Annotated in this window: 13 protein-coding genes; 11 read left to right on the top strand and 2 right to left on the bottom strand. The window is 69.7% G+C overall.

What is annotated here, in order from left to right; translation table 11 throughout:
* Positions 1–5 precede the first annotated feature (5 nt).
* The 6 genes from sdhA (at position 6) to lolD (ending at position 5473) form a co-directional block, all read left to right on the top strand.
* Positions 6–1796 (top strand): succinate dehydrogenase flavoprotein subunit, encoded by a 1791-nt coding sequence (sdhA, locus tag CEK65_RS13215; RefSeq protein ID WP_010342654.1) that lies wholly within the window; start codon positions 6–8, stop codon positions 1794–1796.
* Positions 1797–1898: 102 nt separating this feature from the next.
* Positions 1899–2681, top strand: coding sequence for a succinate dehydrogenase iron-sulfur subunit (locus CEK65_RS13210; protein ID WP_017908442.1), 783 nt, complete (start codon positions 1899–1901; stop codon positions 2679–2681).
* A 127-nt stretch (positions 2682–2808) separates the two neighbouring features.
* The gene (locus CEK65_RS13205) at positions 2809–3057 is read left to right on the top strand and encodes a succinate dehydrogenase assembly factor 2 (RefSeq protein WP_152182029.1); all 249 of its coding nucleotides are present in this window, start codon (positions 2809–2811) and stop codon (positions 3055–3057) included.
* Positions 3008–3460, top strand: coding sequence for a hypothetical protein (locus CEK65_RS13200; RefSeq protein WP_152182028.1), 453 nt, complete (start codon positions 3008–3010; stop codon positions 3458–3460). The genes CEK65_RS13205 and CEK65_RS13200 overlap by 50 nt, the downstream gene beginning before the upstream one ends.
* 23 nt (positions 3461–3483) lie before the next feature.
* On the top strand, positions 3484–4728 hold the full coding sequence (locus CEK65_RS13195) for a lipoprotein-releasing ABC transporter permease subunit (protein WP_152182027.1): 1245 nt from the start codon (positions 3484–3486) through the stop codon (positions 4726–4728).
* Between the two features lie 37 nt (positions 4729–4765).
* Positions 4766–5473: a lipoprotein-releasing ABC transporter ATP-binding protein LolD gene (lolD, locus tag CEK65_RS13190; protein WP_017909302.1), complete on the top strand. Its 708-nt coding sequence runs from the start codon at positions 4766–4768 to the stop codon at positions 5471–5473.
* A gap of 568 nt (positions 5474–6041) precedes the next feature.
* Here lolD and CEK65_RS13185 read toward each other — a convergent pair.
* Positions 6042–7106: an SDR family oxidoreductase gene (locus CEK65_RS13185; RefSeq protein WP_152182026.1), complete on the bottom strand. Its 1065-nt coding sequence runs from the start codon at positions 7104–7106 to the stop codon at positions 6042–6044.
* 258 nt (positions 7107–7364) lie between these two features.
* Here CEK65_RS13185 and CEK65_RS13180 point away from each other — a divergent pair, with 258 nt between their 5' ends.
* The 5 genes from CEK65_RS13180 to lpxK are packed head-to-tail and all read left to right on the top strand — an operon-like array spanning position 7365 to position 13712.
* Positions 7365–9917 (top strand): DNA internalization-related competence protein ComEC/Rec2, encoded by a 2553-nt coding sequence (locus CEK65_RS13180; protein ID WP_152182025.1) that lies wholly within the window; start codon positions 7365–7367, stop codon positions 9915–9917.
* Positions 9811–10470 (top strand): MotA/TolQ/ExbB proton channel family protein, encoded by a 660-nt coding sequence (locus CEK65_RS13175; RefSeq protein ID WP_026143405.1) that lies wholly within the window; start codon positions 9811–9813, stop codon positions 10468–10470. Before CEK65_RS13180 ends, CEK65_RS13175 begins: the two co-directional genes overlap by 107 nt.
* Before the next feature lie 4 nt (positions 10471–10474).
* Complete coding sequence (locus CEK65_RS13170; RefSeq protein ID WP_010342642.1) at positions 10475–10912, top strand: biopolymer transporter ExbD; 438 nt, start codon at positions 10475–10477, stop codon at positions 10910–10912.
* Positions 10909–12681, top strand: coding sequence for a lipid A export permease/ATP-binding protein MsbA (msbA, locus tag CEK65_RS13165; RefSeq protein ID WP_152182024.1), 1773 nt, complete (start codon positions 10909–10911; stop codon positions 12679–12681). The genes CEK65_RS13170 and msbA overlap by 4 nt, the downstream gene beginning before the upstream one ends.
* The gene (gene lpxK, locus CEK65_RS13160; RefSeq protein WP_043095838.1) at positions 12678–13712 is read left to right on the top strand and encodes a tetraacyldisaccharide 4'-kinase; all 1035 of its coding nucleotides are present in this window, start codon (positions 12678–12680) and stop codon (positions 13710–13712) included. The genes msbA and lpxK overlap by 4 nt, the downstream gene beginning before the upstream one ends.
* Here the strand turns inward: lpxK and CEK65_RS13155 are convergent.
* Positions 13709–13841: integrase core domain-containing protein (locus CEK65_RS13155; RefSeq protein WP_152182023.1), on the bottom strand; the 133-nt coding region annotated here is incomplete at its 5' end. The genes lpxK and CEK65_RS13155 overlap by 4 nt on opposite strands.

Here is a 13841-nt window from a genome sequence, read left to right as displayed (position 1 = left end):
TTTCGATGTCCGCTTACAAGATCACCGAACACAAGTACGACATGGTCGTGGTCGGCGCCGGCGGCGCCGGCCTGCGCGCGACCTTCGGCCTGGCCCAGAAGGGCCTGCAGACGGTCTGCCTGACCAAGGTCTTCCCGACCCGTTCGCACACCGTGGCCGCGCAGGGCGGCATCTCCGCCGCGCTCGGCAACATGGGCGAGGACGACTGGCGCTACCACTTCTACGACACCATCAAGGGCTCGGACTGGCTGGGCGACCAGGACGCCATCGAGTACATGTGCCGCGAGGCGATCCCCGCGATCATCGAGCTGGAGCACTACGGCGTACCGTTCAGCCGCACCGAGGACGGCAAGATCTACCAGCGTCCGTTCGGCGGCATGACCACCAAGTACGGCGAAGGCCCGTCCGCGCAGCGCACCTGCGCCGCCGCCGACCGTACCGGCCACGCCATGCTGCACACGCTGTACCAGCAGTCGCTGGCGCACAACGCGCGCTTCATGATCGAGTACTTCGCGCTCGACCTGATCTTCGACGAGGAAGGCGCCTGCCGCGGCGTGCTCGCCCTGGACATGGCCGAAGGCTCGCTGCACCTGTTCCGCGCCCATGGCGTGGTGCTGGCCACCGGCGGCTACGGCCGCGCCTACTTCAGCGCCACCTCGGCGCACACCTGCACCGGCGACGGCGGCGGCCTGGTGATGCGCGCCGGCCTGCCGATGCAGGACATGGAGTTCGTGCAGTTCCACCCGACCGGCATCTACGGCGCCGGCTGCCTGATCACCGAAGGCGTGCGCGGCGAAGGCGGCATCCTGCGCAACAGCAGCGGCGAGCGCTTCATGGAGCGCTACGCCCCGCACTACAAGGACCTGGCCTCGCGCGACGTGGTGTCGCGTTCGATGACCATCGAGATCCGCGAAGGCCGCGGCGTCGGCGAGCACAAGGACCACATCCTGCTCGACCTGACCCACCTCGGCCCGGGCGTGATCGACGACAAGCTGCCCGGCATCGCCGAGAGCGCGCGCATCTTCGCCGGCGTCGACGTGCACAAGCAGCCGATCCCGGTGATCCCGACCGTGCACTACAACATGGGCGGCATCCCGACCAACTACCACGGCGAAGTGGTGCGAAAGGACGGCGACAACCCCGATGCGGTGGTGCCGGGCCTGTACGCCATCGGCGAGGCCGCCTGCGTGTCGGTGCACGGCGCCAACCGCCTGGGCTCCAACTCGCTGCTCGACCTGGTGGTGTTCGGCCGCGCGGTGGCCAACCGCTGCGCCGAGACGATCAAGACCGGCGCCCCGCACAAGGGCCTGCCGGGCGATGCCTGCGACAAGGCGCTGGGGCTGCTGGACAAGCTGCGCAACGCCAACGGCAGCACCCCGACCTCGGTGATCCGCGACAAGATGCAGCGCACCATGCAGTCCGACGCGGCGGTGTTCCGCACCAGCAAGACGCTGAAGGAAGGCGTGGACAAGATGGCCGACATCTTCGCCAGCTTCGAGGACGTCAAGGTGTCCGACCGCTCGCTGGTGTGGAATTCCGACCTGATCGAGACCTACGAGCTGAACAACCTGCTGCTCAACGCGGTGGCGACGATCAACTCGGCCGAACAGCGCAAGGAAAGCCGCGGCGCGCACGCCCACGAGGATTTCCCCGACCGCGACGACGTCAACTGGCAGAAGCACACGCTGGTCACCGTCGACGACAAGGGCCAGTGCAGCTTCGACTACCGCCCGGTGCACATGTACACGCTCAGCAAGGACGTGGACGTGGTGCCGCCGAAGCCGCGCGTTTACTGACCAAAGCCGGGATTGGGGATTGGTGATTCGGGATTCGAACACTTCGCTTCCTGCTCTCAACGCCTCCCCAATCCCTAATCCCCAATCCCGGATTTAAAAGCCATGGCAGAGTTCACCCTCCCCAAGAATTCCAAGATCGGCAAGGGCAAGCACTTTCCCGCCAAGGGCGCGAAGAACGTGCGGACCTTCAAGGTCTACCGGTGGAATCCGGACGACGACAGCAACCCGCGGACCGACACCTACGAGGTGGACCTGGACGCGTGCGGCCCGATGGTTCTGGACGCGCTGATCAAGATCAAGAACGAGATCGACCCGACCCTGACCTTCCGCCGCTCGTGCCGCGAAGGCATCTGCGGGTCGTGCGCGATGAACATCGACGGCACCAATACGCTGGCCTGCACCAAGGCGATCAGCGACTGCGGCAAGAAGGAAGTGCCGATCTACCCGCTGCCGCACATGAGCGTGGTCAAGGATCTGGTGCCGGACCTGACCCACTTCTACGCGCAGTACGCCTCGATCAAGCCGTGGATCCGCACCCAGACCCCGCCGCCGCCGGACCGCGAGCGGCTGCAGTCGCCGGAGGACCGCAAGAAGCTCGACGGCCTGTACGAGTGCATCCTGTGCGCGTGCTGCTCGACCAGCTGCCCGAGCTACTGGTGGAACGGCGAGCGTTACCTGGGCCCGGCGATCCTGCTGCAGGCCTACCGCTGGATCATCGACTCGCGCGACGAGGACACCGGTGCGCGCCTGGACGATCTGGAAGATCCGTTCAAGCTGTACCGCTGCCACACCATCATGAACTGCGCGCGGACCTGCCCGAAGGGGCTGAACCCGGCGCTGGCGATCGCCGAGATCAAGAAGCTGATGATGGCGCGCCGCGCCTGATCGCAACGGCGCACGTTCCAAGCGGCGGGCCTGCCCGCCGACCGCGCGGCACCGGCTTTCGGGTTCGGTGCCGCGTTCGTTTTCGGCGGCTGCCGTGCGGCGCCGCCCCCAGGCAAGGGCGCATGCGATGGACGAGACCACCGAACTGAAGAAGCTGCGCTGGCGCTGCCGGCGCGGCATGCGCGAACTGGATCAGCTGTTCGGCCGTTACCTGGACCGGCGCTGGGAGGAAGCTTCCGAGGACGAGCGCGGGGTTTTCCTATACCTGCTCGATTGCGAGGACGATAAGTTGTGGCGCTGGTTCATGGGCTACGAGGCCTGTCCCGATGCACGCGCCGCCGATCTCATCGCTTCCATCCGCGCCATGCCGGCTTGACTGGCGCCCCTCGCGCTGGCTGCTGGCCGCGCTGACCCTGCTCGGCGCGCTGGCGCCGCTGTCGCTGCTCGGCTCCGACCTGCCGCCACACCTGGCCTGGCCGGCGGCCGCGCTGGCGCTGCTGTATGCGGGGTGGCTGCTGCGCCGTGAGGCCAGGCGGGCGCCGCGCACGCTGTTGGTTCCCGCCGGTGCCGGTACGCCCAGCATCGATGGCGTGGCGGTGTGCGCGCTGCAGGTCGACTGGCACGGACCGCTGGCGTTCGTGCGCTGGCGCGATGCGCAGGGGCGCACCCAGCGCCTGGCGTGGTGGCCGGACACGCTGCCACCGGCGGCACGACGTGAACTGCGTCTGGCCGCTGCCGCCCATGCCGCTTCGTCTGCGCCGCCGCAAATGGCACCATAGCGCTCCCTGGATGGTGGCTGCGCATGTTCAAACCCTTACCCGTGGCCATCGGCCTGCGCTATCTGCGCGCCAAGCGCCGCAACAATTTCATCTCCTTCATCTCCATGGCCTCGATCCTCGGCATCGCCCTGGGCGTGACCGTGCTGATCACCACACTGGCGGTGATGAGCGGCTTCCAGAAGGAGATCCGCGACCGCCTGCTGCAGATGGCCGCGCACGCCACGGTCAGCGCGCAGGGCGCGCCGATGGAGGACTGGCAGCACGCGGTGGACGTGGCCATGCGCGACAAGCGCGTCGCCGGCGCCGCGCCCTACGTCGAGGAAGAGGCCCTGCTCACCGGCCAGCGCAACCAGCCGGCGATCGTCCGCGGCATCCTGCCCAAGGAAGAGGCCAAGGTCTCGGTGCTGGCGCAGAAGATGAAGCAGGGCTCGGTCGACAGCCTGATCCCGGGTTCGTACAACATCCTGCTCGGCCAGGAACTGGCGCTGTGGCTGGGCGTGGGCGTCGGCGACAAGGTGGTGGTGATGCTCGGCGAGCCGCAGGCCAGCCCGATGGGCATGGTGCCGCGCTACAAGCGCTTCACCGTCAGCGGCATCTTTGAGGCCGGCTACAACGAGATCGACCGCGGCCTGGCGGTGACCAGCATGCCCGACCTGCAGCGGGTGCTGCGCATGGGCGACGGCGTCACCGGCGTGCGCCTGAAGCTGTACGACATGGACCAGGCCTGGAACGTGGCGCGCGACCTGGCGCTGAACCTGCATGGCCCGTACATGGTCAGCGACTGGACCCGCGAGAACGCCAACCTCTACCAGTCGCTGAAGATGGAAAAGACGGTGATGGGTATCCTGCTGTCGCTGATCATCGCGATGGGTGCGTTCAACCTGGTGTCCTCGCAGGTGATGCTGGTGACCGACAAGCAGGCCGACATCGCCATCCTGCGCACACTGGGACTGAGCCCGGGCGGGGTGATGCAGGTGTTCATGGTGCAGGGCACGCTGATCGGCGTGATCGGCACCGTCGCCGGCGTGATCGGCGGCATCGTGCTGACGCTCAACCTGGAGCGGATCCTGGCCGGCATCGAGGCGGTGTTCAACATCAAGCTGCTGCCCGAGGACGTCTACTACATCACCGGCCTGCCCACCGACATGCAGCCGCACGACGTCATGGTGATCACCATCGTCGCCTTGCTGATGAGCTTCCTGGCCACGCTGTACCCGGCCTGGCGCGCGGCGCGCACGCAGCCGGCGGAGGCGCTGCGCTATGAATGAGGGCCGGGAATCGGGAATGGGGAATCGGGAATCGGGAATGCAGAAGCGACAAGCGGACGCGGCGATCCGCGCCGAAGGCCTGGCCAAGACCTACGCCGAAGGCAAGATGCGCACGCCGGTGTTCGACGGGCTGGAGCTGAGCGTGGCGGCGGGCGAGACCGTGGCCATCGTCGGCGCCTCCGGTGCCGGCAAGAGCACCCTGCTGCACCTGCTCGGCGGCCTCGACGTGCCGACCTCCGGCGAGGTCTACGTGGCCGGCCAGCGCATGTCGGCGCTGACCGACGCGGCGCGCGGGCAGTTGCGCAACCGCTCGCTGGGCTTCGTCTACCAGTTCCATCACCTGCTGCCCGAGTTCACCGCGCTGGAGAACGTGATGATGCCGGTGCTGCTGGGCGGCGCGCCGATCCAGGACGCCGATGCGCGCGCGCGGGCGCTGCTGGAATCGGTGGGCCTGGGCCATCGTCTGGAACACAAGCCGGGCGAGCTGTCCGGCGGCGAGCGCCAGCGCGCCGCGGTGGCGCGTGCGCTGGTCAATCGCCCGGCCTGCGTGCTCGGCGACGAGCCGACCGGCAACCTCGACGACAAGACCGCGGCCAACGTGTTCGCGCTGATGCTCGAACTCAACCGCGCGCAGGGCACCAGCCTGGCCCTGGTCACCCACGACCGCAGCCTGGCGCGCAAGCTGGACCGGGTGCTGGAACTGCACCAGGGCAAGCTGCGCGAATTGGCGCCTGCAGACGTTTGAGCGAGCTTGATGGCGGACGCGATGTGCTGGCGTATCACGGTGTGGGGACGTAATCGCGGCCTGAAGGCGCGCCACTGAAGCCTGCTGCGTGCGGGGTCGGGCGTGACAGCCTCGCTTGCTGTGCAGCGCCCGCGGTCACGACAAAAGCAGTGTCCTGCTCACTGATGCAGTGCGCGTCGGGACTGAAGTCCCTCCCACAGTGCACATCGCCGCTTCGCCGCGCGTTGGAGCGACGTCACGCGCGACGAACGAGGCAGCGAGCCGCAGTGGCTTCAGTGCATCTGCCGACGCCGGAGATCCTCGGACAGGCGAAAGCACTTCTAGCGCAAGCGCGCCGTAGAAGCGGCTTCAGCCGCGACCAACGAAGCCGGGCAGGTCGCCGGCGTTGGTTGCTGTCGGCGCCGAAAAACTTCGTACAGCATGCCCAGCAAAACACGTCGCCGCGACAGTGGAGTGTATGTCCCTACCACGGCGACCGTCCTGGAGCGCACCGCGTGCCCCATAGGCGGCAACCTTCCGGATTGCCGCTTTCCCATTGCATCGGCGACTCTTCACCAAGCCTCGTCCCTCAGGGAATCACCCGCTGCGCGCGCAGCCGCGTGAACAGCTCCAGGAACGAGGCGCGGCTGTCGTAGTAGCCGAGGAAGCCGAGATCGCGGCTCTTGGTCATGTCGTTGACGCACTCGATCTCGCGGCCCAGATCGGCATCGGTATGCCACCACGACGCCAGTTGGTTCACATCCGCCTGCACCAGCCCATGCTGCTCGGCGATTTCGCGCCACAGGGCCGGCGCGGCGTCCTGCAGGCGCGCTTGCAGCGGCATCGGCGCCTCCGGATAAGGGGCAGGGTCCAGGCCGAAGAACGCGGCGATCTCGCCCCACATCCAGCGCCAGCGGAACACGTCGCCGTTGACCGTATTGAAGGCCTGATTGCGCGCCGCCGGATTGGTCGCGGCCCAGGCCAGTTGGCGGCCGAGCAGGCCGGCGTCGGTGAGGTCGGTGAGGCTGTCCCACTGCGCGCGCGAACCCGGGAATACGAACGGCTGACCAGTGTGCTTGCACAGCGTCGCATACACCGCCAGGGTCACGCCCATGTTCATCGCATTGCTGCCGTTGGCCTGGCCGATCATGGTGTGCGAGCGGTGCACGCTCCAGCCGAAGCCGTGGCGCGCGGCGGCGTCGAACAGCAGGTCTTCCAGCGTGTAGTAGAAATTCTCGCCCGGCTGGCGCGGTTCGCTCTCGCGGAACGGCGTCTCCGCCTTGCCGCTGCCGTAGTGCTCGAACGAGCCCAGGTAATGCTTGGTGCCGGTGACCAGCGCCATGTGCTGCAGCGTCGCGCCGTCCAGGCCCTCGCACAGGTGCCGCAACATCGCGCCGTTGGCGGCGACGTTCTCCTTCTCGGTGTCGCGCCGCGTCCAGGTGCAGAAGAACACGTGGGTGATCGGCAGCCCACGCAGCGCGGCCACGGTGGCGTCGCGGTCGAGCAGATCGGCCGCTACCGGAATCACGCCCTCCTGCGGCACCGGACGGCGTGCCAGGCCATAGACGGTCCAGCCCTCGGCGACCAACACGTTGGCGAGGTTGTAGCCGGAGATGCCAGTGACTCCGACGATCAATGCGATGCCCTTGCGCATGCGCGAACTCCTTACGACGTGGGGTATCGCACCTTAGGCGCGGGGCGATGAAGTTGCGGAGAACTGCGTCGGGACTGTGACGCGGCGCTCGCTCGCGCGTTAGGCGAATTCTGACGCGGTGCCGCGGCATGGACCGATGGCTCGCGTCCAGGCGGGATGCGACGCTGGCATGGCGATACAGACGGTGTCGCGCGATGCGCACGTCGCGCCGCTTCGTCTCGCTGCTTCCGATCCATCGATGCCAAGGAGGGCAAGCACATGCAACCGTCGGCAGACGCCGTGCCGTGCCAGGGCCCCGTCGCGGCTCGCGCTGCCCGCTGGCCGGCACCGGCGCCGTTTGGCGCTGCGGTCGCGGCCAGCCTCGCCGCCGGCGTGCTGGCCGCGCTGTGGCTGCCGCGCCTGCTGCCCTGGCCGCTGGCCGTGGCGATCCTGCTCGCCGGGGCGTCGCTGTACGTGGCGGCGCCGCACTGGCGCTGGCTGGGCGCGTTCGCCATCGGCGCCGGCTGGCTGGCGTTGGTCGCCGGCATGGTGCTGGCAAGGCAGTTGCCGGCCGACTGGGAAAAGCGCGTGGTCGACGTCCGCGGCCAGGTGGTGGAACTGCCGCAGGCGGAGACCCGCCGCACCCGCTTCCTGTTCCGGGTGGACAGCGACGCGGCGCAGCCGGCGCCGTTGCGCGGGCGCCTGCTGCAATTGGCGTGGTACGACGACTTCGGCACGCACCAGGCCGGGCCGCGCAGCGCCCTGAGCGCCGGCGCGCGCTGGCAGTTGCAGGTGCGCCTGCGCGCGCCGCGCGGCTTGAGCAATCCGGGCGGCTTCGATGCCGAGGCCTATGCGCTGGCGCAGCGGATCAGCGCCAGCGGCTACGTGGTGGCGCCGCATGCGGCAGCGCAACTGACGCCGGGGCAGGGCATCGACGCGTGGCGTGCGGATATGTCCGCACGCATCGCCGCGGCCGTGCCGCAGGCCTCGGCGCGCTACGTGCAGGCGCTGGCGCTGGGCGATACCCGGCGGCTGGACGATCGCGACTGGCGCATCCTGCGCGCCGCCGGCCTGACCCATCTCATCGCCATTTCCGGCTTCCATGTCGGCCTGGTCGCCGGTGCCTTCGCGTTGCTCGGCGGCGGCCTGTGGCGGCTGTGGCCGCAACTGGGCCGCTACTGGCCGCGGCGCCAGGCGGCTGCCGCGCTGGCGCTGCTCGGCGCCGGCGGCTACACCCTGGTGTCGGGCATGGCCCTGCCGACCGTGCGCACCGCCCTGATGATCGCGGTGGTGGTGGCGGCGCGGCTGTGGCGGCGGCCGGTGCGGGTGGTCGACGCATTGGCGCTGGCGGCGATCGCCATGCTGCTCTGCGACCCGCTAGCGGTGCTCTCGGCCGGCTTCTGGCTGAGCTTCCTCGGCGTCGCCTGGCTGGCCTGGTGCATGCCCGACGCCGGGCGTGGCTGGCGCGAGACGTTGCACAGTTTCCTGACCGCGCAGGGCGTGGCCACGGTCGGCCTGTTGCCGGTGAGTACGATGCTGTTCGGGCAGGCCTCGTTGGTCGGGCCGCTGGCCAACCTGCTGGCGATCCCGTGGTGGAGCCTGGTGGTAGTCCCGCTGGCCTTGCTCGGCACCGCGCTGGAGGCGTTGCATGCCGGCGCCGGTGCCTGGCTGTGGCGCCTGGCCGCGGCCTGCTTCGACCTGACCTGGCCGTTGTTCGTCGCCCTGGGCGAGAGCCGCTTCGCCCTGCGCTGGTTGCCGGAGGCGCGCGACTGGGCGCTGCCGCTGGCCTTGCTGGGCGCGTTCTGGCTGCTGCTGCCGCGCGCGGTGCCGGGCAAACCGCTGGCGGCGATGCTGTGGTTGCCCTTGCTGTGGCCGCCGCTGGAGCGACCGCGACCGGGCGAGGTCGATCTGGTGATGTTCGACGTGGGGCAGGGCCTGTCGTTGCTGGTCCGCACCGCCCACCATCAACTGCTGTACGACACCGGGCCGGCGGTGGAGGACGGCTACGACGCCGGCGAGCGGGTGGTGGTGCCGGCGCTGCATGCGCTCGGCGTGGCGCGGCTGGATCGCGCGGTGATCAGTCATGGCGACAACGACCACGCCGGCGGCCTGGCCGCGGTGCGCGCGGCGCTGCCGATCGGCCTGATCCAGGCCCCGGCCGGCGCGCCGGTGCCGCTGGACCGCCCCTGCGTGACCGGCGATGCCTGGGAATGGGAGGGCGTGCGGTTCCGGTTCCTGCATCCGGCGCCGCACTTTCCCTATCTGCGCAACGAATCCAGCTGCGTGCTGCGCGTGGAAACCGTGCATGGCGCGCTGTTGCTGGCCGGCGATATCGGCGACGTGGTCGAGCGCACGCTGCTGCGCGAGGCGCCGCAGGCGCTGCGCGCCGAGGTGGTGGTGGCGCCGCACCATGGCAGCGCGCATTCCTCGCAGCCGGCCTTCGTCGCCGCCACCGGCGCACGCTTGGTGCTGGTGTCGGCGGCCTACGGCAACCGCTTCGGTCATCCGCATCCGGGCGTGGTGGCGCGCTGGCAGGCGGCCGGCGCCGAGGTCGCCGGCACGCCACAGGGCGGTGCGCTGCGCGTGTGGCTGGGGCGCACGGGCCTGCAATTGCGTGAGCGGCGGCCCTGGCGGGCGCGGCTGTGGGATGCGGCGGAGCGGGCGCGGGCGGCTGCTATCCTATCGGCCAGTGAACGAACGGCCGAGCGTGCCGGAGGGTTGCGACGTGTGGGAACTGGTCAAGGCCGGTGGCTGGCCGATGGTGCCATTGCTGCTGTTGGGCGTGGTCGCGCTGGCGATCGTCCTGGAGCGGTTCTGGAGCCTGCGCCGTAGCGAGGTGTTGCCGCCGGGACTGGGCCAGGAAGTGCGCAACTGGGCCACGCGCGGCAAGCTCGACCCCACCCACATCGAATCGCTGCGGCGCAATTCGCCGCTGGGCGCGCTGCTCGCGGCCGGCCTGGATGTGCGCAACCGTCCGCGCGAGATCGTGCGCGAGCGCATCGAGGACACCGGCCGGCACGTCGTGCACCGCATGGAGCGTTACCTGAACGCGTTGGGCACCATCGCCTCGGCCGGGCCGCTGCTCGGCCTGCTCGGCACCGTGGTCGGCATGATCCAGATGTTCCTCGGCATCCTCGACCATGGCCTGGGCGACGTGAACCAGCTCGCCGGCGGCATCGGCAAGGCGCTGGTGTGCACCGCCACCGGCATGATCATCGCGGTGCCGGCGCTGATCTTCCATCGCCATTTCAAGGGCCGCATCGCCGGCTACGTGATCGAGATGGAGCAGGAAGCCACCGCGCTGACCGACGCGCTCGACGGCCACGGCCGTGCGGTTGCGCCGGCACGCGGCGCCGCGTCGAACGCCGCGTCGGCCAAGGGCTGAGCCGGTGCGGATCCGCGACGACCGTGGCCAGGACGAGCCGCACATCGACCTGGTGCCGTTGATCGACGTCATCCTGGTGCTGATCATCTTCTTCGTCGTGACCACCACCTTCGATGCGCGTTCGACGCTGCAATTGCAGCTGCCCAACGCCAGCGACCGCAACGCGCCGCCGCCGGCGCGCGCGCTGAGCGTGCTGATCAACGCCGACGGGCATTACTTCATCAACGACCAGGAAGTGCTGCGCACCGACGTGGAGTCGGTCAAGCGCAGCATCGCCCAGGTCGCCGGCGACGACCGCGAACAGCCGGTGCTGCTGCGCGCCGACGCGCGCACGCCGTACCAGGCGGTGGTCACCGCGCAGGACGCGCTGGGCCAGCTCGGGTTCCGCCGCATCGCCATCGCCACTGCCCCCGAAGTCAACAGGGACGGAAGCTCCAAGTGAATGTACCCACCGACGTGCCCGTCCAGGATTCCCCCTGGCGGACCTATCGCCGCCTGTTGTCCTATGCCGGCGGCTACCGCGGCCTGCTGCTGATCGCCGCCGTCGGCGCGCTGCTGGAAGCGCTGGCCGGCTCCGGCTTCCTGGCGCTGATGAAGCCGATCACCGACGAGACCTTCATCGCCCGCAACCGCGAGGTGGCGATGTGGCTGCCGTTGCAGATCGTCGGCCTGTTCGTGCTGCGCGGTATCGCCGGCTACGTCACCGACATGTCGATGGGGCGCGCGGCGCGCAGCATTTCCCGCGATTTCCGGGTCAACGTGCTGGACAAGTACCTGCGCCTGCCGGGCAGCCGCTTCGATGCCGAGCCGGTGGCGTCGATGCTGGTGCGGCTGGGTTCGGACAGCGAGCAGGTGGCGCAGGCCGCGGTCGACGCGATGAAGGTGATGGTGCAGCAGACCCTGCAGATCGTCGGCGCGCTGGCGGTGATGCTGTGGTACAGCTGGACGGTGACCGTGACCATCCTGCTGGTGGCGCCGCCGCTGGCGTGGGTGATGGACCGCGTGGCCAAGCGCTACCGGCGGGTCAGTCATCGCATCCAGGAGAGCAACGCGGAGCTGATGCAGTCCGCCGAGCAGGCCCTGTCCGGCAACCAGGAGGTCAAGGTCTACGGCGCGCGCGCCAGCGAGATGGAGCGCTACCAGCACCTGGCCGACACCAACCTGCACCTGGCGATGAAGGTCGAGTCCACCCGCGGCATCTCCTCGGCCGCGGTGCAGTTGCTGGGCGCGATCGGCCTGGCCGCGCTGCTGCTGATCGCCGGCCACGAGGCGCTGGCCGGGCGCCTGACCGCCGGCGAGTTCGTCTCGCTGATGACCGCGATGATGGCGATCATCCCGGCGCTGAAGAACCTCACCAACGTGCAGAACATGCTGCAGCGGGGCGTCGCCTCGGCGCAGCGGCTGTTCGTGGTGCTGGATGCGCCGGAGGAACAGGACAGCGGTACCCGCCACATCGAGCGCGCGCAGGGCCGGATCGAGTTCCGTAAGGTCACTGCCGCCTATCCGGGACAGGCGCGGCCGGCGCTGGCCGAGGTCAGCTTCGTCGCCGAACCCGGCACCGTCACCGCCATCGTCGGCCGCTCCGGCAGCGGCAAGTCGAGCCTGGTCAAGCTGATCCCGCGCTTCTACGACCCGCAGTCCGGGCAGATCCTGCTCGACGGCCATCCGCTGCAGGAGTACCGCCTGGAGGATCTGCGCCGACAGATCGCCCTGGTCGGCCAGCAGGTGATGCTGTTCGACGGCAGCATCGCCGAGAACGTCGCCTACGGCGAGATGCGCGAGGCCGGCCCTGCGCAATTGCAGCAGGCGATCGCCGATGCCAACGCGATGGAGTTCGTCGAGCACCTGCCGGACGGCCTGCAGTCGCAGGTCGGGGCCAAGGGCGGGCGCCTGTCCGGCGGCCAGCGCCAGCGCCTGGCGATCGCCCGCGCCATGCTCAAGGACGCGCCGATCCTGATCCTCGACGAGGCCACCGCCGCCCTGGACAACGAATCCGAGCGGCTGGTGCAGGATGCCTTGCACCGGCTGATGCCCGACCGCACCACGCTGGTCATCGCCCACCGCCTGTCGACCATCGAACACGCCGACCAGGTGCTGGTGATGGACCACGGCCGCATCGTCGAGCGCGGCACCCACCGCGAGCTGCTGGCGCTGGGCGGGGTGTATGCGCACCTGCACAGCATGCAGTTCCGCGAAAGGCAGTTCGGATGAGCGAGCGCGGGCCGCACACCCCCGCCTATTGGTACGGCACGGGTTCGCCGCCGCTGCACGCGCGCGTGCTGACCCCGCTGTACGCGGCGGCGATCGCGTTGCGCCGCGCGCTGTACCGTCGCGGCTGGCGCAAGCGCCACAGCATCGCCGCGCCGGTGGTGGTGGTCGGCAACCTCACCGCCGGCGGCACCGGCAAGACGCCGTTGACCATCGCCCTGGTGCAGCGCCTGCGCGACGCCGGCTGGAGCCCGGGCGTGGCCAGCCGCGGTTACGGCCGCAGCCAGCCGCAGGAGCCGCGCTGGATCGAGCCGGGCACCTCGGCCGAGCAGGGCGGCGACGAGCCGGTACTGATCGCGCGCAAGACCGGCGTGCCGGTGCGGGTGGACCGCGACCGCGTGGCCGCGGCGCGCGCGCTGCTGCAGGCCGGCTGCGACATCGTGGTCTGCGACGACGGCCTGCAGCATTACCGGCTGCAGCGCGACATCGAGATCGAGGTGGTGGACGGCCAGCGCCGCTACGGCAACGGCCGCCTGCTGCCGGCCGGGCCGCTGCGCGAGCCGGTGGCGCGCGGCAACGAATGCGATTTCCGGGTCGTCAACCTGGGCCAGGCCAGCGACAGCGGCGCGCTTGAAGTCGGCTTCGGCGAATGGGCGATGCGCCTGCGCATCGACAGCGCGCAACCGTTGCGCGGCGGCCGTGCGCGGCCATTGCGCAGCTTCGCCGGCCAGCGCGTGCACGCCGTGGCCGGCATCGCCCACCCGCAGCGCTTCTTCGACATGCTGCGCGCGCAGGGCATCGGCGTGGTGCCGCATGCCTTTCCCGACCACCACCAGTACCGCGCCGCGGACCTGGCCTTCGGCAGCGAACTGCCGGTGCTGATGACCGAGAAGGACGCGGTGAAGTGCGCGGCCTTCGTCAACGATTGGTGCTTCAGCGTGCCGCTGGTCGCCGAGCTGCCGGCGGCGTTCTGGATCGGCCTGCTGGATCGGCTGGACAAGCTGCGCGGCCGCGCGGGCGGGACCGGCGACTAGCTGTGTAAACCCACCACGTTGTTCAGTGGAATTCGGGAGATGGGAGGTTTGTAGCCGAGGCTGGCGTGTGGTCGATGCCAGTTGTAATGATGCAGCCAGCCCGAGAAGGCGTTGGCGCGTTGCGTGGGG

The sequence above is a fragment of the Xanthomonas sp. LMG 12459 genome (assembly GCF_009192905.1).
GTDB classification, from domain to species: domain Bacteria; phylum Pseudomonadota; class Gammaproteobacteria; order Xanthomonadales; family Xanthomonadaceae; genus Xanthomonas_A; species Xanthomonas_A sontii.
Note: the sequence above shows the minus strand (reverse complement) of the source record. Positions and strands in the feature narration are given on the sequence as shown.

Coding starts and splice junctions, on each gene's coding strand:
- sdhA (WP_010342654.1), top strand. CDS start 6: ATGTCCGCTTACAAGATCACCGAACACAAGTACGACATGGTCGTGGTC.
- CEK65_RS13210 (WP_017908442.1), top strand. CDS start 1,899: ATGGCAGAGTTCACCCTCCCCAAGAATTCCAAGATCGGCAAGGGCAAG.
- CEK65_RS13205 (WP_152182029.1), top strand. CDS start 2,809: ATGGACGAGACCACCGAACTGAAGAAGCTGCGCTGGCGCTGCCGGCGC.
- CEK65_RS13200 (WP_152182028.1), top strand. CDS start 3,008: ATGCACGCGCCGCCGATCTCATCGCTTCCATCCGCGCCATGCCGGCTT.
- CEK65_RS13195 (WP_152182027.1), top strand. CDS start 3,484: ATGTTCAAACCCTTACCCGTGGCCATCGGCCTGCGCTATCTGCGCGCC.
- lolD (WP_017909302.1), top strand. CDS start 4,766: ATGCAGAAGCGACAAGCGGACGCGGCGATCCGCGCCGAAGGCCTGGCC.
- CEK65_RS13185 (WP_152182026.1), bottom strand. CDS start 7,106: ATGCGCAAGGGCATCGCATTGATCGTCGGAGTCACTGGCATCTCCGGC.
- CEK65_RS13180 (WP_152182025.1), top strand. CDS start 7,365: ATGCAACCGTCGGCAGACGCCGTGCCGTGCCAGGGCCCCGTCGCGGCT.
- lpxK (WP_043095838.1), top strand. CDS start 12,678: ATGAGCGAGCGCGGGCCGCACACCCCCGCCTATTGGTACGGCACGGGT.